Below are 26,014 nucleotides of genomic sequence, written 5' to 3'. Positions count from 1 at the left end.
TCGACGGGCACGCCACGGAGGTCCGGCCGAGAATGCAGCGGTGACCGATGAACACCGCAGTGCCGATGGCGCCGCGCCCCGCGCCGCGCCGTGTGACGAGGAACGACGGCTCGCCAGGAAGGCGCTGGCCGGCCGTGCCCGGGACGCCGAGGATCTGACGTTGCTGATGGACATGCTCGGCCTGGACCCGAGCCGTGACCCCGGCCGGGAAGCGGGGTGCGCCCCCGCCCGGGGCCGGGTGCCGGACACCGGCCGCGACCGGCGGGCCGGACGCGGGGGCGGGCGGGAGCGGCGCCGCGACACCTGCCCCGACGCCCGGTTCCGGCCGGGGCGCCCCAGGGCCTAGGGAGACACCCCTAGGGGCGCCTCCGTCAGGCCCCGCGGTCCCGTCCGGTCCCCGGCCGCTAGCGGTCGCCCGCCCGGCTCAGTCGCAGCGTCACGATCTGGAACGGACGCAGCCGCATCCGGACGGTGCTGCCGTCGCGTTCGAGCGCCGGCCCGTCGTCCGTCGGCCGCTCCAGCAGATCGGTGGTGACCGCGTCCGCCACCTCGAACCCGGCGGTCACCGCGGTGACCGCCCGCCCGCCGAGCGCCTCGTGCAGACGGACGACCACATCGCCGCTCGCGTCGTCGGCCAGCTTGACCGCGGTGACCACCGTCGCGTCATTGCCGACCGTGACCAGCGGAGCCACCGTCCGGGCGCCGGTGATCCGCCGCTCGGGCAGGTTGATGCGATGGCCCTCGCGGACCGCGTCCCCGAGGTCCGCGCCGGGCACCAGCGCGTACCGGAAGACGTGCCGGCCCTGGTCGGTCTCCGGGTCGGGGAAGCGCGGGGCACGCAGCAGGGAGAGCCGTACGGTCGTGGTGGTGCCCCGGTCGCCGTCCTCCCGCACCGTACGCGTGACGTCATGGCCGTAGGTGGCGTCATTGACCAGGGCGACGCCCCAGCCCGGCTCCGCGACGTGCACGAAGCGGTGCGCGCACGCCTCGAACTTGGCCGCCTCCCAGCTGGTGTTGGTGTGGGTGGGGCGGTACAGGTGCCCGAACTGGGTCTCCGCGGCATACCGCTCGGCGTGCACGTCCAGCGGGAACGCCGCCTTGAGGAACTTCTCCGTCTCGTGCCAGTCGACCTCGGTGTCGATGTCCAGCCGCCGCTGCCCGCGGGCCAGCGTCAGCGACTGCACCACCCGGGACTCACCGAAGCTGCGGACCACCCGCACCGTCGCCGCCCCGCCGGTCACCTCGCCGAGCGCGACCTCGTCCGTGTCCGTCAGATCGGTGACGACGTTGCGGTAGAAGGAATCCACGTCCCAGGCGTCCCACATGTTCGGGAAGTCCGGGTGGATCTGCAGCAGGTTCGCCGCCTCGCCGGGCGCCACCACCTCCCGCCCGGCGGCGCAGTCGTACGCGGAGACCACCAGGCCACGGGCGTCGATCCCGATCCGCAGCAGCCCGTTGGCCAGCGTGAACCCGCCGCCGTCGCGGGGCGCGGCGGTCACCTCGGGACCGTCGGCCAGCGGCGCCGCCACCGCCCCCGCCGGGACCCCGCCGCGCGGGTGCGGCGCCGAGTTCACCGCCAGCTCCTCGCTGCCGCCGCCGGCCAGCGCCGCCAGGGCGCCCGCGATGATCCCCTCCAGCTCGGCGGCGACCGCCGCATAGGTCCGCTCCGCCTCACGGTGCACCCACGCGATGGACGAACCGGGCAGGATGTCATGGAACTGGTGGAGCAGCACGGTCTTCCAGAGCCGGTCCAACTCCGCGTACGGATACGGGTGACCGGCGGCCACGGCAGCCGTCGCCGACCACAGCTCGGCCTCCCGCAGCAGCTGCTCGCTGCGCCGGTTGCCCCGCTTGGTCCGCGCCTGGCTCGTCAGCGTCGCCCGGTGCAGCTCCAGATACAGCTCACCCACCCACACCGGCGCGTTCGGGTACTCCGCCTCGGCCTTCGCGAAGAAGTCCGCGGGCCGCTCCCACCGCACCGTCGCCGAGCCGTCCAGATCGCGCAGCCGGCGGGCCTTGGCGATCATCTCGCGGGTGGTGCCCCCGCCGCCGTCGCCCCAGCCGGTCGGCGCCAGCGAGTGGCGGGCCACGCCCTTGTCCTTGAAATTGCGTGCCGCATGGGCGATCTCGCGCCCCGCCATCTGGCAGTTGTAGGTGTCCACCGGCGGGAAGTGGGTGAAGATCCGGGTGCCGTCGATGCCCTCCCAGCGGAAGGTGTGGTGCGGGAAGGCGTTGATCTGGCTCCACGAGATCTTCTGCGTCAGCAGCCACTTCGAGCCCGCCGCCCGGATGATCTGCGGCAGCCCGGCGGCGAAACCGAAGGTGTCCGGCAGCCACGCCTCGTCGTTCTCGACGCCGAACTCCTCCAGGAAGAACCGCTTGCCGTGCACGAACTGCCGGGCCATCGCCTCCGATCCGGGCATATTGGTGTCCGACTCCACCCACATCCCGCCGGCCGGCGCGAACCGCCCCTCCGCGACCGCCTTCTTGACCTTGGCGTACACCTCGGGCCGGTGCTCCTTGATCCAGGCGTACTGCTGCGCCTGCGACATGGCGTAGACGAACTCCGGCTCGTCCGCCAGCAGCGCCGTCATGTTGGACGTCGTACGCGCCACCTTCCGCACGGTCTCCCGCAGCGGCCACAACCACGCCGAGTCGATGTGCGCGTGGCCCACCGCGCTGATCCGGTGCGCGGAGGCCCCCGCGGGCGCCGCCAGCACCGCCCGCAGCTCCGCCCGTGCCGCCCGCGCCGTCGCGTTGACGTCCTGCAGGTCCACCGCGTCCAGCGCCCGGCCCACCGCCCGCAGCACCTCCCAGCGCCGCGGGCCGTCCACCGGGAGCTCCACCATCAGCTCGCCCAGCACCTCCAGGTCCAGGATCAGCTCCCACACCTCGGTGTCGAACACCGCCAGATCCATCCGCGCCAGCCGGTACTGCGGCTCGCTGCCCGCCGTCTCCGGGTCGCCCAGCGGGGTCGGCAGGAACGGATGGACATCGAGGATGACGGGATTGGAAGCGGCCTCCAGATGCCACTCGACCCGCTCGCCACCGCGCACCGGCGCCCCCACCCGCACCCACTGGTTGCGCGGATTGATCGCCTTCACCGGGGTGCCGTCGGGCAGATGCACCAGCGCCTCGCACTGGAAGCCCGGCATCCGCTCGTCGAAGCCCAGGTCCAGCACCGCCTCGACGGTGCGCCCCGCCCACTCCGCCGGCACCTCACCAGTCACCTTGAACCAGGTCGTGCCCCAGGGCGCGCCCCAGGCGTCCCCCACCGCCACGGGGGTGTGCGCGGCGGCCAGGCCCTCGGCCACCGGCACGGTTCCGGGGGCCCCCGGCTCCCCGCCGGGGGAGCCGACGCCCGGCGCGACCCAGGCCGCGACCTCCAGGGGAACCGACTCCGGGTACAGCGCGGGCCGGATGCGCTCGTCCAGGACCCGCTTGAGGCGGGCTTCGATCAGTGCGCGGTCGTCGTGCACGGCAGGGGCTCCGTAACGTCGGGGGTGGTACGGGCAGTGGTGAGGGAGGAGGGCGTTGCCCTTGCCTACCAGGGGAGTTGGACGCGGGCCGGCTCCGAGGCGGTGAACAGTTCGTGCACGGCGCGTACCTCGATCGCGGCGGCCGGCTCCGCCCCGGCGCGCCGCAGTCCCGGTACGTACAGGGCCGTGCCGCAGGTGCCGCCGAGGAAGCGGCGGCTGCCGTCCGGGAGCCGGCGGTGGACCTCGTAGTGACGCACCGGGCCGTCCGCGCGGCGCCAGGTCAGCCGCACCGAGACCGCGCCGTCGGCGGCGGCGGTGTCGGTGATCCGCAGCCCACCGGGGGCGGCCGGGGACACCGGGCCGTCGTGCACCGCGAGCGCCCCCAGCCGCCAGGCCAACGCCGTCCCGCCGCGCCCGGTCAGCCGTACGCCCAGCGCGTGCAGCGTGCCGGAGCCGAGCGGGCCGAGCCGTACGGTGTCGGTGCGCCAGCCGCCGCCCGGCTGAAGGGTCCCGGCCGGCAGGTGGACGTATGGTGCGGGCCGGCCCGGTGCCGGCGCCGGCCGGGTCGCGACCGCCACCTCGACGGTCACCGGGCCGGAGTCCGGATCGAGCCGGTGGGTGAGGTCGAGGACCGTGGCGGCACCGGCCGGCAGCCGGGCGGGGAACAGCTCCAGCGTGGCCGGTGCGTCGAGGGCGCCGCGCACCAGCAGACTGCTGCCGCCCCGCCAGGCGTCGTCGAAGTCCCATGAGACGACCGGGAGTTGCCCCTCGGTGTGCACCACCCAGCGCCGCGGCGGCAGCCGGTCCTGCAGGCCGAGATGGCTCCAGGGGGCCTCGGAGGTGACCTTGCCGGCCTCGTACCAGCGCAGGCCGTGCCCGGTGTTGAAGCTGCTGGCGAAGGGCAGCGCGGTGAGCGTCGAGCGGTCGGCGACCGCGGTGGCCGGTGCCCGCCAGCCGCCCGCCCCGCCGGGCGCCGCCGGAGCCGCGCCCCCGCCCGCCCAGAACCGGTCGTCCGCGGCGTGGAACTGGCCCGGGGTGCGTCCCGCCGGCAGGTGCTGGAGGGTCCACTCGGGACGGTAGAAGCCGAACGAGACGACCTGGTCCCGGCCCTCGGGGAGGATCGCGTCCCAGTCCGTAGCGGTGTCCCAGCCTGCCGACTCGACATCGACACCGGCCCACAACTCGTAGCGGCTGCGCCCCAGTTGCTCGGCGAGCCGCCCGGAGTCCGCGAGCGACCGGGCGCTCCAGCGGAAGTCCACGAACAGGCTGTCGGCGACCGGCCCGGAAGCGTCCTGGAAGAACGGCCGGTTGAGGTCGTCGAGCGCGCCCTGCCAGCCGACCTGCCCGGTCCGGTTCATCGCGTCGTACCAGGTGACCCGCAAGCCGTGGCCGGCGCCCGCGGTGCGCAGCGCCCGCAGGAACGCCTGCATGTCCGCGGCCAGCGCGGCGTCCCCGCCCCCGGTCTCCGCATTGACGAACCAGCCGTCGAAGCCGTACACCGTCGCGACCTGCACCAGCTTCGCGGCCAGCGGGAAACGCCCCGCCGCGTCCTTGCGCACCAGGTCACGGGTCCAGCGCAGCTGCCCGCCGTAGGCGACCGGCGGCAGGAAGACGGTGCCCAGTACGGGGACGCCGTTGCGGTGCGCGGCGTCGACCAGCGGGGCGTTCGGCGCCAGGATCAGCCCCTCGCCGGCGGAACCGCCCCAGAAGACCAGCTCGTCGAGGAGCGCCCAGTGGGTCGGCGCGTAGGTGTCCGCGCTCGCCGAACCCTGCGACGGGTTGCCCGCGGTGTGGTCGAAGGCCGCCAGCGCGCTGATCCTGGCCTGCCCGGCGCGGGCGGTGGTGTTCGCCGGGACGGGCGTGAAACGCGGGGCGAGCGGCACCGTCGCCCGGTTGAACGCCAGGTCCCGGTCGGTCCCGGGCTGCCAGGCCGCGAGGCTGCGCCAGGTGATGCCGTCTCCGGGGGTGCCCGACGGCAGCGAATCGGGGAACCAGTACGAGGCGTAGGGCTGCAGGGAGTCCGCGGCGCGGGGCCGGTGCCGGCCGGCGGCCCGGGCGGCGGAGGCCCCGAGGGACGGTCCGGCCAGGGCGGCCGCGGCGCCCGCCCCGGCCAGCAGCACACGACGGCGGGGGACGGGCGACGGTTGCCGGTTCATGAGGCGCTCCTCCGAGGGGGGACGGACGGTGACGACGGGCGCGGGCCCGCGGGAGCGGACGCCCCGCGGCGCCCAGCGGCGCCCCCGACCTCGTCGGGAGTCAGGACCGCGGTGATGCCACGGGACGCCAGGTGCGCCGCGTCGGTGGCGCGTTCGGCCAGTACGAGGGCCGGCCGGACGCCCTCGGCGGCGAGCTCGGCCCAGGACTCGAAGACCGGGCCGCCGGGCGCGCACACCGACCGCCCAGGCGCGGTCCCGGCCTCGCCGGCGTCGACGACCAGCGCGGTGCCGCGGACCGCCGGCCGGTGCCGCCGGCCGCGCCACTGCTCGGCCAGCGCCGCGATGGCCCGGCCCGCCGGTTTGACCGTACGGTCGTTGCCGAGCAGCCCCAGCCCGTATTCCAGCTCCGGGAAGTCCGCGAGCGACCGTGCGACGTCGTGCGAACACCACCAGGTCACGCCCCACAGGTCCGGGCAGTCCAGGGCGTGGGTCACGGTGGCCTCGGTGAAGCCCGCCGCCCGCTCCTCGGGGATGTGCGGCGCGGGGGCGCCGACCTCCTGGAGCCACACCGGGCGGTGCGGGTCCTCGGCCCACGCCTTCGACAGCTCGATGAGGTAGGCGGCGTGCTGCTCGGTGGCGGTGCCCGTCGGGCCGTGCCGCTGCGCGGTGCCGTTGAACACCCAGGAGTGCACGGCGGTGACCGCGCCCAGTCGGGCCGCCTGGGCGGGGGTGAAGGGGTGCCCGTCGCGGTACCAGGCGGCGTCGTAGGCGGCGTGCAGATGCGTCCGGCCCGGCGCGCCCCGTTCGCAGGCCGCCAGCATCCGCTCCAGCCAGGCGGTGGCCTGCGCGGCGGTGATGCGGTCGGGGTCCGGGTGCGGGCCGTCGGAGAACTGGTTGATCTCGTTGCCGAGCGTCATCCCGAGGAAGTTGGGCCGGTCGGCGAGCGCGGCCGCCAGCGTCCGCAGATACTCCTGCTGCCCGGCCAGTACGTCCGGGTCGGTGAAGAGGTTGCGGCGGTGCCAGGTCGTGGTCCACGCGGGCAGGAAGTCGAAGCTCGACAGATGGCCCTGCAGTCCGTCGACGTTGACGTCCAGCCCGCGTTCGGCGGCCGCGTCCGCCAGCTCCACCAGCTGTTCCACGGCGCGCGGCCGGATCAGCGTCCGGTTGGGCTGGAAGAGCGGCCAGAGCGGGAAGACCCGGATGTGGTCCAGGCCGAGACCGGCTATGGAGTCGAGGTCGGCACGTACGGAGTCCGCGTCGAAGTCCAGCCAGTGGTGGAACCAGCCCTGGGTGGGGGTGTAGTTGACGCCGAATCGCATGGGGCTCCTGTGGGTCGGGGCGGGTGCGGGCGCGTACCGGGCGGGCTCAGCCCTTGACGGCGCCCTCACCGACGCCGCGGAAGAAGTAGCGCTGCAGACAGGCGAACAGCACGATCAGCGGGAGGACGGCGATGACGGTGCCGGCCGCGACCAGCCGCTGGTTGTCCGCGAAGGTGCCGTGCAGGAAGTTCAGGCCGATGGTCAGGGTGAACTTCGACTGGTCGCTCAGCACGATCAGCGGCCACAGGAAGTCGTCCCAGGCCCCCATGAAGGCGAAGATCGCCACGACCGCGAGGGTGCCCTTGACCGACGGCAGGGCGATCCGGACGAACCGCTGCCACGCGTTGGCGCCGTCGACGAACGCCGCCTCCTCGACCTCGTACGGCAGGCCGGCGAAGGCGTTCCGCATCAGCAGCACGTTCATCCCGCCGATGCAGCCGGGCAGCACCACGCCGAGCAGGGTGTTGTTGAGCTGGAGCTCCCGCATCGTCACGAACTGGGCGATCATGATGGACTCGACCGGCACCAGCATCGCCATGACGAACACGACCAGCGCGGCCCGGCGGCCCCGGAAGCGCATCCGGGCCAGCGCGTAGCCGGCCAGCGCCGCCCCCGCGCAGTTGGTGACCGCATTGGCGGCGGCCACCTTCAGCGAGTTCAGCGCGAAGTCCCACACCGGGATGATCCGGGCCACCTCGCCGTAGTTGGCGAGGGTGGCCCGGTGCGGCACCAGGCTCGGCGGATAGCGGTAGATGTCCTCACCGGGGCCCTTGAGCGAGGTGGACAGCTGCCAGAGGAATGGTCCTACGGTCAGCGCCAGCACCGCGAGCAGCAGCAGGTAGCGCAGCAGCAGCGACCACCGCGGCGGCCGCCGCCCGGCCCGCCGCCCCCGCGGCACGGCGGCGGGCGTGCCGTCCTCCCGCTCCGCCCGGCCCCGCGCCCGCACGGGGCGTGCCATGACGCGCTCGCTCATGCGTCCTCCCTGCGGTTCGCGCGGAGCACCAGCAGCATCAGCCCGAGCGTGATCACGAACACCACGACGGAGAGCGCGGAGGCGTAGCCGACCCGGCCGCTGAGGCCGGTGCCGACCTGCTGCACGAGCATCACCAAGGTGGTGTCCTCCCCGCCGGGGCCGCCGGTCGGACCGGCCATCAGATAGACCTCGGAGAACACCTTGAAGGCGTTGACCGCGGAGAGCGCGGCCACCAGCACCATCGTCGGGCGCACCGCGGGCACCGTGACGGTCAGGAAGCGGCGCACCGCTCCGGCGCCGTCGACCGCGCATGCCTCGTGCAGTTCCCGGGGGACGTTCGCCAGCGCCGCCAGATAAATGATCATGTAGTAGCCGAGGCCCTTCCAGACCGTGACCGTCATCGCGCTGAACAGCAGCAGCCACGGATCGCTGAGGAAGCCGGCCCTGCCGAAGCCCAGACCGTCGAGCAGCGCATTGATCAGCCCCCGGTCGTCGAGCAGCCACACCCAGATCAGCCCCACCACGACGACGGAGGCGACCACCGGCGTGTAGAACGCGGCCCGGAAGAAGGTGATCCCGGGGATCTGCCGCTGCACCAGCATCGCCAGCAGCAGCGGGAGGACCACCAGCAGCGGGACGACCCCGAGGACGTAGAGCACGCTGTTGCGCAGCCCGGTCCAGAACATGGCGTCCTGGATCAGCTCCCGGTAATTGGCGCCGCCGGTGAACCGCCCCTCGGTCAGGGTCCGGGCGTCGGTGAACGAGTGCGCCACGGTGCTGAGGAAGGGATAGAGACTGAAGGCGGCGACCACCAGGAGCCCGGGCGCCAGGAAGAGCCACGGACTGGCGGAACGGTGCGTTCTCACGGTGCCCCGGCCTCAGCCGGTCTTCAGCAGGCGGTTGCACTCGGCGACCGCGCCGTCCAGCGCCGCCCGGGGCGACTCCTTGCCCTGTACGGCCTTCGCCACCGCATTGCGCAGCACGGTCTTCATCTGGTCGCTGAGCAGTACCGGCGTGTAATTCACCGCGGTCTTCAGCGACTTGGCGGACGCCACCCGCACACGGGTCGTGTCGGTACCGTCCTCCTTGGTGAAGTACGGATCGTCCAGCGAGCCCTTGGTGCTCGGGAAGATCGTGACCTTCTTGGCGAAGGCCATCTGGTTCTCCTTGTCGGTGACGAAGTGCGCGAACGCCACCGCGGCCGCCTTCGCCTTGCTCTGCGCATTCACCATCAGGCCCTGGACGTACATATTGGCCTTACCGGTGTTGTTGACCGCGTCCGTGATGCCGATGTGCCGGTAGAGGCTCGGTGCCTCCTTCTTGAAGTTCTCCAGATCGAGAGCGCTGCCCGGATTCATGGCCACCGACTCCTGCTGGAACTTCCGCCCGGAGGACTCCGCCTTCGCGGTGAGCGCCTGGGAGTCCAGCGCCCCGGCCGCGTACAGCTCCTTGTAGTGCCGCAGCAGCTCGACGCCCTTGGGCTCGTTGAAGGTGAACTCCGTGCCCCGGTCGTTCATCAGCCGCACGCCGTACCGCCCGAAGTCCTCGATCGACGGGGTGCTGGCGAGCATCGCCGTCCTCCGGCCGCTGTGCCGCGCCATCGACACCGCGTCCCGGAACAGCTGGTCGTAGGTCGTCGGCGGCTTGTCCGGGTCGAGCCCGGCCTGCCGGAAGAGCTCCTTGTTGTAGAACATCGGGCCGGTGTTCAGATACCAGGGGAACGCGTAAACGCCCGGCAGTCCCGGCATTTCATGGCTCTGCCACGCCCCGGGCAGATACTCGCCGCGGTACTTCGTCGCCGCCTTGTCCAGGTCGAGTGCGAGTCCCGCCTTCGCCAGTGGATAGGCGAGATCCGGCGACACATTCACCACATCGGGCAGCGTGCCGCCCGCCGCGTCCGCACTCAGTTTCTCCGGATATCCTTCGGCCGGCTGATCCACCCACTTCACCTTGGTGTGCGGATATTTTTTCTCGAAGTCCGCTATCACGCCCTCGAAGTAATCCTTGAAATTCGCCTTGAGGTTCCAGGTCTGGAAGGTGACCTGCCCCTCGACCTTCCCCGAGGCGCTGTCCGCCCCGTCGGGTCCTGTCGAGGACCCGCACGCGGTCAGGGCGAGCGCCGAGGTGACCACGACGGCGGTCGCGGCGGCGGCTCGACGGGAAATGCGCATGACTGGCGGCTCCTCTGCTCGGACCAGGCACCGGTGAATGTGCGCCGCGAAAAACCGGAAACGTGTCTTGCTTTATTGCGCGGAAAAGGGGGATCTGGCGTTCACGGCTGCTCGGTCGAACGTTCTCCGAGCCCTCGGGCGACGATGCGGCAGACGCTACTAATGCGTTTTAGTAGGTGTCAATACCCGGGACCGGCACGGCCTTTCCGTGCTGGTGATCGTCCGCCGCACAGGCCACCGCGCCGGCCTCGAACCGGCCTTCGTGCGACGTTTGACAGCTCACCCGCCGCTGATCAGACTGAGCCGCACTAATGCGGTTAAGTCCGAGGAGAGCCCGCCATGACAGCCCCCGGTGAGGCCGCCCGCCCCAAGCCGGCGCGCCGCCCGACCATCAAGGACATCGCCCGCCGGGCCGGGGTCTCGGAGAGCGCCGTCTCCTTCGCGCTCAACGACCGCCCGGGCGTCTCCCGGGACACCCGCGCCCGGGTGCGCCGCGTCGCCGAGGAACTGGGCTGGCAGGCCAACAGCGCCGCCCGCGCCCTGTCCGGTGAACGGGCCGGCGCCCTGGGCCTGGTGCTCGCCCGGCCCGCGCAGACCCTGGGCGTGGAGTCCTTCTTCCTCCAACTGGTCTCCGGCATCCAGGAGGTGCTCTCCGCCCGGAACATCGCCCTGCTCTTCCAGGTCGTCGAGGACCTCGGCACCGAGTGCGCGCTCTACCGCCGCTGGTGGGCCGAGCGCCGGGTGGACGGCGTCCTCGTCGTCGATCCGCGCACCGAGGACCCCCGCCCGGAACTGCTCACCGCGCTCGGCCTGCCCGCGGTCGTCATCGGCGGCCCGCCGGCGCCCGCCGCGCCGGGGGCGCACCCGGACGCCGCCGCCCCGGACGCCGCCGCGCAGCCGCCCCTCGCCACCGTCTGGGCCGACGACGCGAAGGCCATGGCCCGGATCCTCGACCACCTCTACGGCCTCGGCCACCGCCGCATCGTGCACGTCGCGGGCCTGCCCGGACTGGCCCACACCGAACGCCGCATCCGCTCGCTGCGCACCGAGGCGGCGCGGCGCGGCCTCGACGAACGCCACGTCCACTCGGTGACCACCGACTACTCCGACGCCGAAGGGGCCGAGGCGACCCGCCGCCTCCTCGACGCCGCACGGCCGCCCACCGCGATCATCTACGACAACGACGTGATGGCCGTGGCCGGCACCGCGGTGGCCGCCGGGCGCGGCATCCCCGTACCGGCCGCGCTGTCCATCGTGGCCTGGGACGACTCGGCCCTGTGCCGGGTCACCCACCCCCGCCTGACCGCGCTCGTCCGGGACACACCCGGCTTCGGCCGGCTCGCCGCCCAGGAGCTCCTCGGCGTCCTCGACGGCGGCCCGCACCGCACCGTGCAGGGCGAACTCCCGCACCTGGAGGCCCGCGAGAGCACCGGCCCCGCCTCCCGCGACTGACCGGCACCACCGCCAACCGCCGTACACCGCCACGCCGTTGCCGGTCCCGCGCCGGTCCGCGGCGGGTACCGGCTCCCGCGAGTCGTCCCGGTCGCGGAACGGCGGACCGGCGGTACGGCGGACCGGGCGGGACGGGGCCGGGGGCGTGTCGGCCGGGGGGGCCGGCCCCGCCGCGACGGGGGGCGGCAGCGAGGAGGGACCGCCCCGGCCCGCGCCGGACCCGGCCCGCCCGGTCCCGGCGCCGCCCCGCCCCGGGCCGTGATGCCTCGCCGCAGATCCGGTGACAGACTGGCGGGCAGGCCGGCCGTACCCCCGCGCCCGCCGGCCGGAGGAGGCCGTCCGCATGGTCGACGAAGCCGGCTCGCCGGCGCCGCGCGCCCTGGTCACCGGCGCCACCGGATACATCGGCGGCCGTCTGATCCCCGAGCTGCTCGCGGCCGGCTACGCGGTGCGCGCCCTGGCCAGGAGCCCGGAGAAGCTGCGCGACCACCCCTGGGCCGCGCGGACGGAGGTGCTGCGCGGCGACCTCACCGACGCCGACTCGGTCCGTCCCGCGATGGCCGGCGTCGACGTCGCGTACTACCTGGTGCACGCCCTGGGCAGCGGGCGGGGGTTCGAGGAGACCGACCGCCGGGCCGCCCGGATCTTCGCCCGCGAGGCCCGCGCCGCCGGCGTCCGCCGGATCGTCTACCTCGGCGGACTCACCCCGCGGGGCATCCCCGAACGGGACCTCTCACCGCACCTGCGCTCCCGCGCCGAGGTCGGACGGATCCTGCTGGACTCCGGCGTGCCCACCGCGGTGCTGCGCGCCGCCGTCATCATCGGCTCCGGTTCGGCCTCGTTCGAGATGCTCCGCTACCTCACCGAACGCCTCCCGGTCATGGTCACCCCCAGCTGGGTCCGCACCCGCATCCAGCCGGTCGCGGTCCGCGACGTGCTGCGCTACCTGGTGGGCTGCGCCCGCCTCCCCGACGACGTCAGCCGGACCTTCGACATCGGCGGGCCCGACGTCCTCACCTACCGCGACATGATGCAGCGCTATGCGCGCGTCGCCGGCCTGCCCGAACGGCTCATCCTGCCCGTGCCGATGCTCAGCCCCGGCCTGTCCAGCCTCTGGATCGGACTGGTCACCCCGGTACCGCCGGGCATCGCCCGGCCGCTCGCCGAGTCGCTGCGCCACGAGGTCGTCTGCCACGAGCACGACATCGCCCGCCACGTCCCCGACCCGGACCCGCCGGGCCACCCGCTCGCCTTCGACGACGCCCTTGCCCTCGCCCTGCGCCGGGTACGGGACGCCGACGTCACCACCCGCTGGACCAACGCCGCCGCGCCCGGCGCCCCCAGCGACCCGATGCCCACCGACCCCGACTGGGCGGGCGGCAGCCTCTACACCGACTGCCGGGAACAGACCGTGGACGCGCCGCCCGAGGCGGTGTGGCGGGTGGTGGAGGGAATCGGCGGCGAGAACGGCTGGTACTCCTTCCCGCTCGCCTGGGCGGTGCGCGGCTGGCTGGACCGGCTGGTCGGCGGGGTCGGGCTGCGCCGCGGCCGACGTGACGCCGGCCGGCTGCGGGTCGGTGACTCGCTCGACTTCTGGCGCGTCGAGGAGGTCGTGCCGGGGCGGCTGCTGCGGCTGCGCGCCGAGATGCGACTGCCCGGCCTGGCCTGGCTGGAGATGACCGTCGGCCGCGACGACCGGGGCCGTACCCGCTACGGCCAGCGGGCCCTGTTCCACCCGCACGGGCTGGCCGGCCACGCGTACTGGTGGGCGATCTCGCCTTTCCACGCCGCGGTGTTCGGCGGCATGGCCCGCAACATCGCCGCCGCGGCCGAACGGCCCACCGCCCGGGACGTGCCCGAACGCGTGCCGGCCGCCGGCGCGCCCGACCGGCCCTGACCTCAACGGCCGTCCGCCGCCGGGCCGTTCTGGGCGGGCAGCGACGGCCGGCCCGTCTCCTCCTCCGTCTGGAACTGGCTGCGTTGGAGCTCGTACAGGGCGCGGAAACCGCCCGGAGCGGACGGGGACATCAGCTCGCGGAAGGTGCCGTGCTCGACGGTCCGCCCGTGCTCCATGAGGTAGATGAGGTCCGCGTGCCGGACGGAATGCAGCCGGTGGGTGATCAGCACGATCGTCTGCCCGTCGGCGGCGAGATTCCGGATCTTGGCGAAGACCTCCTGCTCGGCCGCCGCGTCCAGCGCCGCGGTCGGCTCGTCGACGACCAGGATCTCCCCGTCGCGGTAGCGCGCCCGGGCGATGGCCAGCTTCTGCCACTGACCGCCGGACAGATTGTGACCGCCCTTGTAACCGCGGGCGAGCAGGGTGTCCAGCCCCCGCGGCATCTCCCGGACCACCTCCTCGGCGTCCGCGTACCGCACCGCGCCGTCCAGCCGGTGCTCCGTCAGGGGCGCGTCCGCCCGCCCGATGGCGATGTTCGCCCGCGCGGTGAACGGCCAGCGGAAGTAGTCCTGGCCGACCGTGGAGACCCGGGAGAACAGGGCGTGCCGGTCGACGGCGTCGGTGGGCACGCCACCCACCAGGACCTGTCCCTCGTCGGGCGTGTACAGGCCCGACAGCAGCTTCACCGCCGTCGTCTTGCCCGACCCGTTGCTGCCGACCAGCGCGACGATCTTCCCGGCCGGTACGACCAGGTCCAGCTCGCGCAGGGCCGGCACATCGGTGCCCGGGTAGCGGAAGGTGACCTTCTCGAAGCGGATCTCGTCCAGCCGCTCCGGCAGCGCCCGCCCCCGGTCCGGGATCGCCCGGGCCGCCGCCTCGGCCTGGACGTGCTCCAGGTCGCCGACGAACAGGGCCTCCTCGTGCAGGTAGTTGATCTGGCGTACGAGGCTTTCCAGCGCACCGGAGCCGGTCCGGAGCGCGATCACCGCCGTGCCGCCCACCGACAGCGCCATCGCGCCGCTCCACAGCAGCCACCCGAGCACCCCGAACGCGGCCAGCGTCGCCGCGCCCGTCCCCAGCGCCGCGACCAGTCCCGTACGGGCGGCCAGCCGGGCCAGCCGGGTCTGCTCCAGCTCCGAGTCCTCGGCCATCAGCCGGAAGTGCCGCAGCAGGAAGCCGCCGATGCCGTGGACCCGGATCTCCGCCGCGGCCTGCGCCGAGGTCAGCAGATCGCTCAACATCCGCCCCGCGCGGGCGTGTTGCATCCACGCCAGGTGTGAGAGGTAGTTCCGTCGGGCGACCGACAGCGCGGCCCAGGCGCTGGGCAGCGTCATCAGCACGATCAACGGCAGCAGCGCCGGATGCAACGCCGTCAGCACCGCGAGCGCGGCGGTCAGCGACAGCAGGGCGTTGATCACCGAGGTGGCGTACTGGATCATCCGCCGGGCCGCCCCCGCCCCGAACCGCGCGCTCTCCAGCCGCTTGTGGAACTCCGCGTCCTCCACCGCCGCCATCTCCACCCGCTGCGCGGCCCGCAAGTACAGCTCGGTCGCCACCCGCTCGACCTTCGGCTCCAGCCGTCCCGTGCCCATGGTCGACACGGACTTCAGCACCGCACCGGCCACCGCGACCAGCCCCACGGTGAGCAGCGCGGGCAGCGCGCCGCGCAGCCGTTCCGTGGTCGCCCCGCCGCCCAGCAGCGCCGCCAGCACCCCGTTGAGGTTCACCATGGCGACGGCCTGCGCCACGCCCCGGCCGGTCTCGGCACCGACCACCATCCGCAGCGCCCTGGCGTCGGCCCGGTGCGCCAGCCGGGCGGTGAGCGCCAGCAGATGCGGCAGCCGCAGCACCATCGCCCGCAGCCCGAGTTCGGTGAACGCGCCGTCGTGCGCCGACCAGGCGTGGTCATCGCGCAGCCGGCCGCCGAAGAGTAACCGCTCCGACGCCGAGGGCGGCCGGTCCTCGCCCCCGGCATCGGTTCCGGTACCTGCGGTGGAGAGACGGAATCCCATGCTGCCTCCTGGTCGGGTGGCCGGCGCCCGCCATGTCGCGGGTGTCCGGAGAACGATGCCCATGAGGGGGCGTCACGGCGGCCCGCGCCCGCGATTTCCACGCGCCTTGGCATGCTGGAGGCATGACGGAACGAGCCGGGGGAGCACGCGAGACGGCAGTGGTGGTGGGGGCCGGACCGAACGGCCTGGCAGCGGCGGTCACGCTGGCGCTCGCCGGGCTGCGGGTGACGGTGCTGGAGGCGGCCGACGAGATCGGCGGCGGGCTCCGCAGCGGCGAGCTGGCGGTGCCCGGCGTGCTGTTCGACCACTGCTCCTCGACGCATGTGATGGGCGCCGGCTCCCCGTTCCTGCGGACCCTGGACCTCGCGGCGTACGGACTGGAGTGGCGCCGTGCCGAGATCGACCTGGCCCACCCGGTGGACTCCGGCACCGCCGGGGCGCTGTACCGCTCGGTCGCACGGACGGCCGACGGGCTCGGCGCCGACGGGCCCGCCTGGGAACGGCTCTTCGGGCCACCGGCGGCCGACGCCGAGGTCCTCCTGGACGAGGTGATGCGACCGCTCGTCAAGATTCCCCGGCACCCCGTGCGACTCGCCCGCTTCGGCCTGCACGCCCTGCAGCCCGCCACCCTGATCGCCCGCCGGTTCCGCACGGAGGCCGCCCGCGGCCTCTTCGGCGGGGCCGCGGCCCACCTCTTCGGTCCGCTGTCCCAGCCGCTGGCCGCCTCCATCGGACTCATGGTCATCGCGGCCGGACACCGCTACGGCTGGCCGGTGGCCAAGGGGGGCTCCGCCGCCCTCGCCCGCGCGCTGGCCGCGCTGCTCGAAGACGCGGGCGGCCGGATCGAGACCGGCGTACGCATCCACTCGCTCGACCAACTCCCGCCCGCCGCAACGGTGTTGCTCGACCTCGCACCGGCCGCCGCGGCCGCGGTGATCGGCGACCGGCTGCCGCCCCGGGTGCGGCGCGCCTACACCCGCCACCGGCACGGACCCGCCGCGTTCAAGCTCGATCTGGCCGTCGAGGGCGGGGTGCCCTGGCGTGCCGAGACCTGCCGGCGCGCCGGCACCGTACATCTGGGCGGCAGCTTCGAGCAGATCGCCCACGCGGAGCGCGAGGTGTTCCGCGGACGGATGCCCGAGCGCCCGTTCCTCCTGGTCTCTCAGCAGTACCTCGCCGACCCCGGCCGCTCCGCCGGAACGGTGCACCCCGTCTCCGCCTACGCGCACGTGCCGCACGGGTACCGCGGCGACGCCACCGCCGCGATGCTCGCGCAGTTCGAGCGCTTCGCACCGGGCACGCGGGAGCGCGTCGTGGCGGCCACGGCCACCTCGACGGCCGACCTCGAACGCGGCAACCCCAATCTCGTCGGCGGCGACATCATCGGCGGCGCCAACACCCCGCTGCGGCTCACCATGCGCCCGCGGGTCGCCGTCGACCCGTACCGCACCGGCGTCCCCGGCGTCTTCCTCTGCTCGGCCGCGACCTGGCCCGGCGCCGGCGCCCACGGCATGTGCGGGCACAACGCGGCCCGCTCCGCGCTGCGGGCGCTGGGCCGGGAGTGGCCGCACAACGGGCTTGCACGACACGCGAGTTGACCATGCGGACGGCGCCCGGGCCGGGTTCCCGGGCGGGCGCTGCCCGGGAACCCGCCACCGGGCGCCGCTCGGTCCGCGGTGCCGTGGAGCGGGGAACTCAGTGGTGGGTCACCACACCGGCGGCCAGCCGACCGCAGTTGGAGCCGGAGACGCTGACGCTGACCGACCCGATCGCGCCGCCCCAGTCCACGCAGATGCCCTTGCCGGGCAGATAGACCGGACCGGCGTAGGAGGTGTACTGACCGCTGTCGTAAACGTAGTCGGAACTGCCGTCGGTCGCCGTGAGATAGGTGTACATGTACACCGGCGCACCGGGGCTGTTCCGGACGGTGACGACGCAGTTCTTTCCGGTCGTCGCGCTGTACGTCAGGTACACGGTCCCCTTGCCGGTGACCGGTACGGAATTCACGACCTTGTAGCCGCTGCCGCAGGCGCCGTTGTAGGCGGCGGCGGTGGGAGCGGCGGCCGCGGTGGTGGCGGTCGCCATTGTGGCGAGACCCGCCACGGCGAGTGCGGCGGCTGATCCTGCGATGGCACGGGAACGCTTCATGGGAATACCCCCGTCGGGTGCTGTGCTTCGCGTGGTCATTTCACAGTGTTGGACCACGCGAGGCCGCCGATGGTTGTACCGCGAGAGGAATTCCCCATTGTTCGAACGGAGTTGTCGCGAACGGCAGGACGAAACACGACGGCCGGTCTGCGGTGCCCGGGCGGGCAGCGGCGGACCGGCCGTTGCGGTGGGGCGCGTTGCGCCGGGTCAGTCGTCGTCGCCGTCGCCGTTCGCGAGGACCTTGAGGCGGCTGTAACTCCCGTTGAAGCGGTTGCGGTCGCCGATCGGGTGGCCCGACGAGGTGTGCTGCCAGATGCTGTGGAACCGCCAGCCGGCCGGCAGCGAGCCGACGGAGGAGCCGTAGCGCGGGATCCACAGCGGGTTCGACCGGCCGAACCGTCCGGAATTGCCGGTGCAGCGCTTCCACCAGTTGGTCGAGGTGTAGATCACCGCGTCCCGGCCGGTCTCGTCCCGGTAGGTCTCCACGAAATCGTCGATCCAGTTGACCATCGCCTTGGCGCTCTTGCCGTAGCAGGTCGCGCCGTAGGGGTTGTACTCCATGTCGAGCGCGCCGGGCAGCGTCCTGCCGTCCCTGGACCAGTCGCCGCCGTGCTCGGCGAAGTACCGCGCCTGCGTGCTGCCGCTGGAGTGGTCGGGCAGCGCGAAGTGGTACGCGCCGTGGATCATGCCGGAGTTGTACGAGCCCCGGTATTGCTGCGCGAAGTACGGGTTCGTGTAAGCGGTTCCCTCAGTGGCCTTGACGTATGCGAAACGCACCCCTGACCTGCGTAGCGACGCCCAGCCGACGTGCTTGTTGTGGCTGGAGACGTCGACACCGGCCACGGCCCGGCTGTGCGACGCCCGCGGCTCGATCCCGCCGGCCCGGTCACCGCCCTCGTGGGCGACGATGGTGGACCCCATCCAGTCCTGCTCGGGGTGGGCCGGCACCAGCCCGGTGTCCGACGCCGTGGCGTGGCCGGGCAGCGCGAGGGGCAGAGCGAGCACGGAGAGAAGAGAAAAGAGCTTTCCGGCCGCAAGGGGGACTGTACGGCGGGCCGGACCGGATCTGCGCAAGGGCATCGCATGCCTCCGAGGCCATCGGTTGAGTCAGTTCGGCAGCTTTTGAGCAGAATTCTGCCGATAAGAGACTTATACGCAGAACCGCCTGGCCGCATGACCCAACAGGCCGTCAGTCCGCCGTCCGGCCCTTCATCTCACCCGTATGGCGGGCGGAAGCCGTCACCCGGCGCGCGGTCCGGCGCCGCACGGCCCCGGACAGCGCAAAGCGGGCCCCGGCTCGTGCCGGGGCCCGCTGTCCCGCGCAGCGGCGAACGCGCCATTCCGCCGCTTCGCAAGCTGCCTCATGCAGAGCCCGGGGGCTCGCACGGGTGGTCCGTCATACCTCTGCCCCATCCGGGCTGACCGGCCTGCGTGCCGGCGAGGGCTCTTCGACGTGGTCGGCTCAGTAGGCCGAGTTGACGTTGTCGATGGAGCCGTAGCGGTGTGCCGCGTAGTTGGCGGCGGCGGTGATGTTGGCGACCGGGTCGGTGAGCTTGTTGGCCGTTCCGGCGACGTGGTACTGGTCGAAGGTGGGCTGGATCACCTGGAGCAGGCCCTTCGAGGGGATGCCGTTGATGGCGTTGATGTCCCAGTCGTTGACGGCGTTGGGGTTGCCGCTGGACTCGCGCATGATGTTGCGGTGCAGGCCCTCGTAGGAGCCGGGGATGCCCTTGGACTTCATGATGTCCAGCGACTGACGGATCCAGCCGTCCAGGTTGTTCGCGTACTTCTTGACGGCCGGACGGTCCGCGGAGCGGCTGGCGGCCTGCTGCGCCTTGTGCTGCTTGGCGACGGCGGTGACCTTGATGTGGTCGGCGACCGAGGCGGTCACGGGGCGGCCGGTCTTGGCGTCGTCGGCCTTCGCGGGCTGACCGTTCGCGTGGACGGGCTTGACCGCGACCGAGGAGTGCTCAGAAGCAGCCTGTGCGGTGTCCGGGGCCGAGGTGAGGGAAAGGCCCGAGGTGACACCCGCGGCGGCCAGGACGGCCACGGCGACCTTGTGGGTGCGGGTGATGCGGGTGTTCCGGACAGCGCGGGGCAGGGTGAAGCTGGGCATGCAGGGTGACCTCTTCCAGGTACGGGTACGGGGAGGCGGCCTTGTGTGGCGGCGCGTGGCGCACCGGAGTTCTTCGCTGCGTTCGCCTTCGGGGCGTGAGCCGCAAGCTCGCTCTCGGTGCGTCGGAATCCATGTTTAGCGACCGTCCCGAATTGAGGCAATGGTGCTCTGTACTAATCGCCTTCGTGAGATAAACCCTGATCTTTGAAGTGGTGCGCGAATCTCGCCGCGTTGAGCGGGAAAGAGCGGATGAGAAACTCACTAAGCACGGTCGTAAGTGACGTACATCGCGTGCCCCGAGTCACCTGGAAGCGGCTGTAAAAGCCGCTTGAGTGGGGTCTATAAGTTGCCTGGCTCACACCGGAATTACCGCTCACCGACACCACTTCATGCGCGCCTGGAAGGCAATTCATCCGCCCGGCTGTCCGACGCCGGGCCGGGAAGTGCGTCAAATGTGGCGAGGGGCACTGGCACTGAGGCCGAAAGTGAGGCCAAAAGGGCGGCAATTGTGCCCTGATTCACTTGCGGGCCGGTGGTGGGCCGGTGCGGGCCTCCCGCGGGGACCGGCCGCCGCCGGCTGGGCCGTTGGGGAACCGTCCGGTACGGCGATACGGCGGTGCTGCTGGTCCGTTCGCAGCAGCGACCGGGCTGTCGCATGACGACGGGCCGTCCACTCCCGGACAGTGACACCGCACACAGCCGTCACTCACCGTAGGGAAGTACGCCATGTTCCGTCGTATCGCCGTTGTCGTCAGCGGTCTTCTGGTCACCGGATTCCTCGCCGCCGGCTCCGCCGTCGCGGCCCCCGTGGACGACCACCGCCAGCTCACCGCCAGGGACCGGGAGGGAATCCGGGTGGCCGGCGAGGTCATCCACGCCCTGCTCACCGGTGGCAACCTGGCCCGCGACTACCGCTACTGACGTGGACGCGACCGGCAACGGCGATGGCCCCACCCGCGAGATGCGGGCAGGGCCATTGCCGTTGCCGTGTCAGGGTGCCGTACACCGGCACCCGATGCGGTCCGTCCGGACCGCGCCTGGGCTGCTACACCCGGCTCAGTAGGCCGAGTTGACGTTGTCGATGGAGCCGTAGCGGTGTGCCGCGTAGTTGGCGGCGGCGGTGATGTTGGCGACCGGGTCGGTGAGCTTGTTGGCCGTTCCGGCGACGTGGTACTGGTCGAAGGTGGGCTGGATCACCTGGAGCAGGCCCTTCGAGGGGATGCCGTTGATGGCGTTGATGTCCCAGTCGTTGACGGCGTTGGGGTTGCCGCTGGACTCGCGCATGATGTTGCGGTGCAGGCCCTCGTAGGAGCCGGGGATGCCCTTGGACTTCATGATGTCCAGCGACTGACGGATCCAGCCGTCCAGGTTGTTCGCGTACCGCTTGGGCGCGGCCTTCGGCGCCGCCTTGGGGGCGGTCTTCGGCGCGGCTATCGCCTTGCGCTCCACGGACCGGCTCGCGGCTTCCTTGGCGGTGTGGCCCTGCTTCTCGACCGCGGTGACCTTCAGGTTGCCGGCCACGGACGAGGCGAGCGCCTGGTCCTTCTTGCCGTCGTCGGCGCGGTCCTTCGCGGTCAGCGGCAGGCCGTTGGCGCTGACCGGCTTGACCGCCGCGGGGGCGTGGGTGGAGGGGGTGGCGGCGTCGCTGGGCGCCGCGGTGAGCGAGAGCGCGGCGGCGCAGCTCGCGGTGGCCACCAGCGCCGCGGAAACCTTGTGGGTGCGGGTGATGCGGGCGTTACGGGCGGCGCGGGGCAGGGTGAAACCGAGCATGCGGAGGTGACCTCTTCCAGGGCTTGGTGGCGGGGGGAGACGGCCTTCGGTTGGCGCGTGAGGACCGAGGGTCATGTGCCGCGCTCGCCGCTCCGGCGGAAGTCGCAGACCCGTTCTCGGTGCTACGGGAAACATGTTTAGCGAGCGCCCTGGATCGTGGCAAAGATGCCGTGTACTACCTATCTTCGTGAGTTGCGGCGAGATGTCCGATATAAATGCCGCGCCGTGCGGTAAACACCGGGAAGGGCATCGACTAGCCGGGTTCGTACGTGACGTACGTCGCGTGCGGGGCATCACCCGGCGGCCCCGCCGACGCCCTTTCCGCGCCCCGGTGAAGTTGCCTGGCTCACACCGGAGAAGCGGGAATGCGCGCCGCGAATCACCGCGGGTGCGGGGCAGCACCCACCTCGCGAACGGGTCGCGGCCCGGCGCACGGAAAACGCCCCCTGCGGAACTCCGCAAGGGGCGTCACCGGCCGCGGTCGGCCGCGGGAAAAACCTGCTCTTTCAGTTCTCCAGTAGCCGGGCCGCGAGATGCTCGATCCGGTCGTACCAGCTCTCCAGCGCGGTATCCGTGTCGAATCCCCGTGGGCCGGTCTGGGTCAGGACCAGGCGGGCGCCGTGGCCGGTGCCGCGGCCCAGTTCCCAGCGGACGATGCCGTCCGGGTGCCAGCGGTAGGCGAGCACCGCGGGGGCCCGCACCTCCGTGACGGGGCCGCCCGGCACCTCACGTGCGGTGAAGCCGGCCGGTGCCGGCGCCCCCGCCGCCGGCTCGTCACCCGAGGTCAGCACCGCCCAGACGGTCTCGGCGGGGCGCACCAGCTGGCGCTCGAAGCGCAGCCGCGGCCCGTCCGCGGTCTCCTCGACCACGCCCCGCCCCAGCGCGAACTGCTCCACGTACGCCTCGTGCAGCTCACCCGCGTCGCGGTCCACGGCCGTCGAGGTGCCGTCGAGCAGCTGCGACAGCGCGGTGAGGCACAGGTGCCAGCCGGAGGCGAAGCTGGCGCCGCCGAACCGGTCGCCGAAGGTGTGGGTCAGGGTCAGCAGGGAGCCGTCCCCGTCCGGTGCGATCTCCCAGCGCAGGTGGTCCTCGCCCCAGGTGAAGGCGAACAGTCGCGGCTCCTCGGCGTCGGTGACCGTGCCGGTCATGGCCACACCGCTCACGCCGGGCATCGAGAAGGTCATCGCCCCGCCCGGCCGGAGCTCGACGGTGACGGCGGACGGGAACCACTGCCCGACCTGCGCCGGGTCGGTGAGCGCCGCCCAGACCTTCCCGGGCGGATGGGCGAGCCGGCGCTCCATGCGCAGCGCCGTCCGGCCGTCGGAGGTGGTGAGGGTGTCGGAATGCGGAGTCATAGGGGGTCGTCCTTCGTGGCGTCGAGATGCCGTTCCAGGGTGTCGAGGCTGCCGGACCAGAGGTGCCGGTAGTGGGCGAGCCAGGCGTCCAGCTCCGCGAGCGGCTCGGGCCGCAGCTCGTACCAGCGGCGCTGGGCCTCCTGGCGGACCCGGACCAGGCCGGCCTCGCGCAGCACCCGCAGATGCTTGGAGGTGCCCGGCTGGCTCAGTCCGAGCTGGTCGGTGAGCTCGCCGACCAGCCGGGGGCGTTCCAGCAGCAGATCGAGGATCTTGCGCCGGCTCGGCTCCGCGAGGACGTCGAACGGTAGGGACATACCCCCAGGATGCCTCTGTGGTTATATAACCGCAAGGGAATGCATGGAGGGTGGCGACCGCGGTCGCCGAGGGCGCCTCAGGCGCAGGCGTCCGCGGCCTCACCGACCCGGGACCGCCGGGCCCCGCGCCCGGGGCCGGTCGCCGGCCGGTCCTCGCGCCGGACCGGTGCCAGGGCGGGCGCCGAGCTGAGCGGCCCGTCGGTGAAGAAGCGCACGGCCAGGTCCGCCACGTCCTGGGCGCGCTCCAGCACCACCCAGTGATCGGCGTCCGGGATGCTCAGGAAGCGGCTGCCGGGGATGGTGGCCGCGAAGGCCCGCTGTCGGTCCGCCGAGGTCACTGTGTCGTGCTCGCCGCTGAAAACGAGCGTGGGTACGTCGCGCAGCTCACCGGAGAAGTCCGGGCGGTCCGACAGGGCGCGGTTCAGCGATTCCACGGCGTGCTGGGAGTGCCGGGCGGCATGCATCATCGAGCGCCGGACATAGCGGTACGCCAGCCGCCGGCTGGTGACGTGCCGGCGGTCGTCGAGGCACATCAGCCCCTCGGTCACCAGCGTCGCGAAGCTCTCGGTGTCGCCGTGCGCCAGCTCGTCGGCGGCCCGCCGCCACAGAGCCAGCTGCGCGGCGCTGATGTGCGCCGGCACGCCGCCGAGCGCGAGCCGCGCGATCCGCCCGGGCAGGTGCCGCGCGCATCCGTAGGCGAGGCCGGCCCCGTAGGAGAAACCGAAGAGGTTGATCCGGGGGACGTCGAGATCGTCGATGATCCGCTCGATCGCCGCACGCATCAGGACGTTGCTCGGCCCCGGGGGTAGCGGGTCGGCGCTGCCCATGCCCGGCAGGTCGGCGGTCACCACGTCCGCCACCGGCCCCACGTGGTCCTCCATCTGCGGCCAGCCGAACATGCCCTGCAGCGCGCCGCCGATCACCATGACGGGCTCGGTGATCCGCTCCGGCTGCCGCAGTCGCCGGTAGGCGAAGGACACCCCGCTCACCGACAAGGACCGGATCGTTTCCTCGTGCATCTCTGCTTCCTTCTCGGGGGACCGGCAGGTGCGGCCGGGGAGGGCGGGGGCCGGTCCGGGGCGGGTCTTCGGGATCACCCCGGGCCGATCCGAAGGACCCGCCCTAGCGGGTCAGTACGAGCGCGGCGTTGTGGCCGCCGAAGCCGAGCGAGGTCTTGACCGCGCAGTCGAAGGACGCCCGCCGGGGTTCCTCGCGGACGACCTGCACGGGCAGCCGCGGATCGGGGACGTCGAGGTTCGCGGTCGGCGGCACCAGCTGTTCCTCCAGGGCGAGCACGGTGAGCGCGGTCTCGATGCCGCCGGCGGCGCCCAGCGTGTGCCCGGTCATCGCCTTGGTGGAGGTCACCAGGGGGTGGGTGCCGATCACCCGCTCCAGCATCGTGGCCTCGATGAGGTCGTTCATCACCGTCGAGGTGCCGTGCGCGTTCACATGCCCGATGTCACCGGCCTGCACCCCGGCGTCGGCCATCGCGCCGCGCAGCGCCCGCTCGATGCCGTTGCCGTCCGGGTCCGGTGCCACCGCCGCGAAGGCGTCGCTGGAGGCGCCGTAACCGCGGATGTGCGCGCGGACGGGGGCCCGCCGGGCGGCGGCGTGCTCGGGCCGCTCCAGCACGAGGAGGCCGGCGCCCTCGCCGACCACGAAGCCGTCCCTGGCGGCATCGAACGGGCGGCACGCCGCGGCCGGGTCCTCGCGACGGGTGGAGACCGCCTTCATCCGGCAGGCGCTGGCGATCAGCAGCCGGGAGATCGGGGACTCGGCCCCGCCGGCGATGGCGATGTCGCACACCCCGGCACGCAGCAGCTGGTGCGCGGTGCCCAGGGCGACGGTGCCGGAGGAGCAGGCCGTCGCGACGCCCAGGCTGGGGCCACGCGCCCCGAGGTCCATGCAGACGCTGCTGGCGGCGCCGTTGACGACGGTCAGCGGCGCGAGCTTGGGGGAGACCCGCCGCGCACCGCGTTCGAGCATCGCGGCGTGCTGCTGGTCGTAGAAGGGGAGGCCGCCGTGCGCGGAGCCGATGACCACCGCGACCCGGCTGCCGTCCCAGTCGTCCGGGTCCAGCCCGGCGTCCGCGACCGCCTCGCGGGCGGCGATCACCGCGAGCTGGGAGAAGCGGTCCATCAGTCGCTGGGTGGCCACGCCGAGGAGTTCCGTGGTGTCCAGATCGGCGGTGTACATGAAGTCGCAGGGCAGATCGGCGAGTTCCTCGTGGTGCGCCACCCCGCCGGGCTGCGTTTCGTGGGTGACGGCGTGCCAGGTGGCCTTGGTCCCGACCCCCGCCGCGGTGACCATGCCCAGTCCCGTGACGGCCGCGGAGAACGGCTGGAGGGCCCCCGTCACGCCGGAACCATGCCGTCGACGGCCGCCACCAGCTGGCCCACGGTGTTCCGCGAGGTCAGCGGCACGTCCTCGAGGTCGATGTCCAGCTGGTCCTCGATCAGTACGCGGAGTTCCTCCAGTGCGAGGGAGTCGATGCGCAGGCTGCGCAGCGGGGTGTCATCGGTGACGTCGCCCGAGGAAACCCCGAAGCGTTGGACCAGCAGGGCGTTGACAACTTCTGCCGCATTCACGTGGCGCTCCTCCACTTGTTGTAGGCGTGCTGCCAACCGCGTCCAGGGCGGATGACCACCGGCGGCCCGGCTGGTTTGGCCACCCTTTATACGCCTTCGTCCTGATGACTCCCCAACCTTGGTAGCTCAATGGGGTGATGAGCGCACCACGGCGTGGGAGAGGGGCGCGCCCCGCGTTGCGGGTGCTGCGGACGACGCCTACGTTCCTAACGCCGCCGACCGTCCGGAGGCACGGGACGGCGGCCGTCGGGCTGGTGGAGGGCC

At 72.7% G+C, this 26,014-nt stretch carries 21 protein-coding genes; 5 read left to right on the top strand and 16 right to left on the bottom strand.

Going from position 1 to position 26,014, the window contains the following annotated elements; translation table 11 throughout:
- Positions 1-40: 40 nt before the first annotated feature.
- Complete coding sequence (locus SL103_RS21380; protein WP_069570578.1) at positions 41-346, top strand: hypothetical protein; 306 nt, start codon at positions 41-43, stop codon at positions 344-346.
- Positions 347-404: 58 nt separating this feature from the next.
- On the opposite strand, the gene SL103_RS21375 is transcribed toward SL103_RS21380, so the two are convergent.
- The 6 genes from SL103_RS21375 to SL103_RS21350 form a co-directional block, all read right to left on the bottom strand.
- A complete protein-coding gene (locus SL103_RS21375; protein ID WP_069570577.1) occupies positions 405-3,479 on the bottom strand; it encodes an alpha-mannosidase in 3,075 nt (1,024 codons plus the stop codon).
- Between the two features lie 65 nt (positions 3,480-3,544).
- Positions 3,545-5,635 (bottom strand): endo-beta-N-acetylglucosaminidase, encoded by a 2,091-nt coding sequence (locus tag SL103_RS21370; protein ID WP_069570576.1) that lies wholly within the window; start codon positions 5,633-5,635, stop codon positions 3,545-3,547.
- A complete protein-coding gene (locus SL103_RS21365) occupies positions 5,632-6,954 on the bottom strand; it encodes a glycoside hydrolase 5 family protein (protein ID WP_069570575.1) in 1,323 nt (440 codons plus the stop codon). Before SL103_RS21365 ends, SL103_RS21370 begins: the two co-directional genes overlap by 4 nt.
- A gap of 46 nt (positions 6,955-7,000) precedes the next feature.
- Positions 7,001-7,927 carry a carbohydrate ABC transporter permease gene (locus SL103_RS21360; protein WP_244303996.1) on the bottom strand — a complete coding sequence of 309 codons (927 nt, stop codon included), beginning with the start codon at positions 7,925-7,927 and terminating at the stop codon, positions 7,001-7,003.
- Positions 7,924-8,793 carry a carbohydrate ABC transporter permease gene (locus tag SL103_RS21355; protein WP_069570574.1) on the bottom strand — a complete coding sequence of 290 codons (870 nt, stop codon included), beginning with the start codon at positions 8,791-8,793 and terminating at the stop codon, positions 7,924-7,926. Before SL103_RS21355 ends, SL103_RS21360 begins: the two co-directional genes overlap by 4 nt.
- Before the next feature lie 12 nt (positions 8,794-8,805).
- Positions 8,806-10,098, bottom strand: a complete 1,293-nt coding sequence (locus tag SL103_RS21350; protein WP_069570573.1) for an ABC transporter substrate-binding protein — start codon at positions 10,096-10,098, stop codon at positions 8,806-8,808.
- A gap of 339 nt (positions 10,099-10,437) precedes the next feature.
- On the opposite strand from SL103_RS21350, the gene SL103_RS21345 reads away from it, so the two are divergent.
- Together SL103_RS21345 and SL103_RS21340 are read left to right on the top strand one after the other, a co-directional pair.
- Positions 10,438-11,550, top strand: coding sequence for a LacI family DNA-binding transcriptional regulator (locus SL103_RS21345; RefSeq protein ID WP_069570572.1), 1,113 nt, complete (start codon positions 10,438-10,440; stop codon positions 11,548-11,550).
- Positions 11,551-11,893: 343 nt separating this feature from the next.
- Positions 11,894-13,447 (top strand): SDR family oxidoreductase, encoded by a 1,554-nt coding sequence (locus SL103_RS21340; RefSeq protein ID WP_069570571.1) that lies wholly within the window; start codon positions 11,894-11,896, stop codon positions 13,445-13,447.
- 2 nt (positions 13,448-13,449) lie between these two features.
- Here SL103_RS21340 and SL103_RS21335 read toward each other — a convergent pair whose 3' ends face one another.
- Positions 13,450-15,459: an ABC transporter ATP-binding protein gene (locus tag SL103_RS21335; protein ID WP_164492876.1), complete on the bottom strand. Its 2,010-nt coding sequence runs from the start codon at positions 15,457-15,459 to the stop codon at positions 13,450-13,452.
- 122 nt (positions 15,460-15,581) lie between these two features.
- Between SL103_RS21335 and SL103_RS21330 the strand changes: the two genes are divergently transcribed.
- The gene (locus SL103_RS21330; RefSeq protein WP_069570570.1) at positions 15,582-17,057 is read left to right on the top strand and encodes a phytoene desaturase family protein; all 1,476 of its coding nucleotides are present in this window, start codon (positions 15,582-15,584) and stop codon (positions 17,055-17,057) included.
- A gap of 97 nt (positions 17,058-17,154) precedes the next feature.
- Here SL103_RS21330 and SL103_RS21325 read toward each other — a convergent pair whose 3' ends face one another.
- The 3 genes from SL103_RS21325 to SL103_RS21315 form a co-directional block, all read right to left on the bottom strand.
- Positions 17,155-17,607: a spore-associated protein A gene (locus SL103_RS21325; protein ID WP_069570569.1), complete on the bottom strand. Its 453-nt coding sequence runs from the start codon at positions 17,605-17,607 to the stop codon at positions 17,155-17,157.
- Between the two features lie 207 nt (positions 17,608-17,814).
- Positions 17,815-18,687 (bottom strand): lysozyme, encoded by an 873-nt coding sequence (locus SL103_RS21320; RefSeq protein ID WP_069570568.1) that lies wholly within the window; start codon positions 18,685-18,687, stop codon positions 17,815-17,817.
- Positions 18,688-19,069: 382 nt separating this feature from the next.
- Positions 19,070-19,723: a transglycosylase SLT domain-containing protein gene (locus SL103_RS21315; RefSeq protein ID WP_079145890.1), complete on the bottom strand. Its 654-nt coding sequence runs from the start codon at positions 19,721-19,723 to the stop codon at positions 19,070-19,072.
- 726 nt (positions 19,724-20,449) lie between these two features.
- Here SL103_RS21315 and SL103_RS21310 point away from each other — a divergent pair.
- Positions 20,450-20,644, top strand: coding sequence for a hypothetical protein (locus SL103_RS21310; RefSeq protein WP_069570567.1), 195 nt, complete (start codon positions 20,450-20,452; stop codon positions 20,642-20,644).
- Positions 20,645-20,779: 135 nt separating this feature from the next.
- On the opposite strand, the gene SL103_RS21305 is transcribed toward SL103_RS21310, so the two are convergent.
- The 6 genes from SL103_RS21305 to SL103_RS21280 form a co-directional block, all read right to left on the bottom strand.
- A complete protein-coding gene (locus tag SL103_RS21305) occupies positions 20,780-21,493 on the bottom strand; it encodes a transglycosylase SLT domain-containing protein (protein WP_069570566.1) in 714 nt (237 codons plus the stop codon).
- A gap of 506 nt (positions 21,494-21,999) precedes the next feature.
- Positions 22,000-22,848 (bottom strand): SRPBCC family protein, encoded by an 849-nt coding sequence (locus SL103_RS21300; protein ID WP_069570565.1) that lies wholly within the window; start codon positions 22,846-22,848, stop codon positions 22,000-22,002.
- A complete protein-coding gene (locus SL103_RS21295; RefSeq protein WP_069570564.1) occupies positions 22,845-23,162 on the bottom strand; it encodes an ArsR/SmtB family transcription factor in 318 nt (105 codons plus the stop codon). The genes SL103_RS21300 and SL103_RS21295 overlap by 4 nt, the downstream gene beginning before the upstream one ends.
- A 77-nt stretch (positions 23,163-23,239) precedes the next feature.
- Positions 23,240-24,181 (bottom strand): alpha/beta fold hydrolase, encoded by a 942-nt coding sequence (locus SL103_RS21290; protein ID WP_069570563.1) that lies wholly within the window; start codon positions 24,179-24,181, stop codon positions 23,240-23,242.
- Positions 24,182-24,284: 103 nt separating this feature from the next.
- Positions 24,285-25,520 (bottom strand): beta-ketoacyl-[acyl-carrier-protein] synthase family protein, encoded by a 1,236-nt coding sequence (locus SL103_RS21285; RefSeq protein WP_069570562.1) that lies wholly within the window; start codon positions 25,518-25,520, stop codon positions 24,285-24,287.
- Positions 25,517-25,750, bottom strand: coding sequence for an acyl carrier protein (locus SL103_RS21280; RefSeq protein ID WP_069570561.1), 234 nt, complete (start codon positions 25,748-25,750; stop codon positions 25,517-25,519). Before SL103_RS21280 ends, SL103_RS21285 begins: the two co-directional genes overlap by 4 nt.
- Positions 25,751-26,014 lie beyond the last annotated feature (264 nt).

Source organism: Streptomyces lydicus, assembly GCF_001729485.1.
In the GTDB taxonomy this organism is placed as follows: Bacteria; Actinomycetota; Actinomycetes; order Streptomycetales; family Streptomycetaceae; genus Streptomyces; species Streptomyces lydicus_D.
This window is presented reverse-complemented; position numbering and strand designations above follow the sequence as displayed.

Coding starts and splice junctions, on each gene's coding strand:
- SL103_RS21335 (WP_164492876.1), bottom strand. CDS start 15,459: ATGGGATTCCGTCTCTCCACCGCAGGTACCGGAACCGATGCCGGGGGC.
- SL103_RS21340 (WP_069570571.1), top strand. CDS start 11,894: ATGGTCGACGAAGCCGGCTCGCCGGCGCCGCGCGCCCTGGTCACCGGC.
- SL103_RS21330 (WP_069570570.1), top strand. CDS start 15,582: ATGACGGAACGAGCCGGGGGAGCACGCGAGACGGCAGTGGTGGTGGGG.
- SL103_RS21320 (WP_069570568.1), bottom strand. CDS start 18,687: ATGCCCTTGCGCAGATCCGGTCCGGCCCGCCGTACAGTCCCCCTTGCG.
- SL103_RS21305 (WP_069570566.1), bottom strand. CDS start 21,493: ATGCTCGGTTTCACCCTGCCCCGCGCCGCCCGTAACGCCCGCATCACC.
- SL103_RS21325 (WP_069570569.1), bottom strand. CDS start 17,607: ATGAAGCGTTCCCGTGCCATCGCAGGATCAGCCGCCGCACTCGCCGTG.
- SL103_RS21295 (WP_069570564.1), bottom strand. CDS start 23,162: ATGTCCCTACCGTTCGACGTCCTCGCGGAGCCGAGCCGGCGCAAGATC.
- SL103_RS21290 (WP_069570563.1), bottom strand. CDS start 24,181: ATGCACGAGGAAACGATCCGGTCCTTGTCGGTGAGCGGGGTGTCCTTC.
- SL103_RS21370 (WP_069570576.1), bottom strand. CDS start 5,635: ATGAACCGGCAACCGTCGCCCGTCCCCCGCCGTCGTGTGCTGCTGGCC.
- SL103_RS21360 (WP_244303996.1), bottom strand. CDS start 7,927: ATGAGCGAGCGCGTCATGGCACGCCCCGTGCGGGCGCGGGGCCGGGCG.
- SL103_RS21345 (WP_069570572.1), top strand. CDS start 10,438: ATGACAGCCCCCGGTGAGGCCGCCCGCCCCAAGCCGGCGCGCCGCCCG.
- SL103_RS21300 (WP_069570565.1), bottom strand. CDS start 22,848: ATGACTCCGCATTCCGACACCCTCACCACCTCCGACGGCCGGACGGCG.
- SL103_RS21350 (WP_069570573.1), bottom strand. CDS start 10,098: ATGCGCATTTCCCGTCGAGCCGCCGCCGCGACCGCCGTCGTGGTCACC.
- SL103_RS21315 (WP_079145890.1), bottom strand. CDS start 19,723: ATGCCCAGCTTCACCCTGCCCCGCGCTGTCCGGAACACCCGCATCACC.
- SL103_RS21365 (WP_069570575.1), bottom strand. CDS start 6,954: ATGCGATTCGGCGTCAACTACACCCCCACCCAGGGCTGGTTCCACCAC.
- SL103_RS21310 (WP_069570567.1), top strand. CDS start 20,450: ATGTTCCGTCGTATCGCCGTTGTCGTCAGCGGTCTTCTGGTCACCGGA.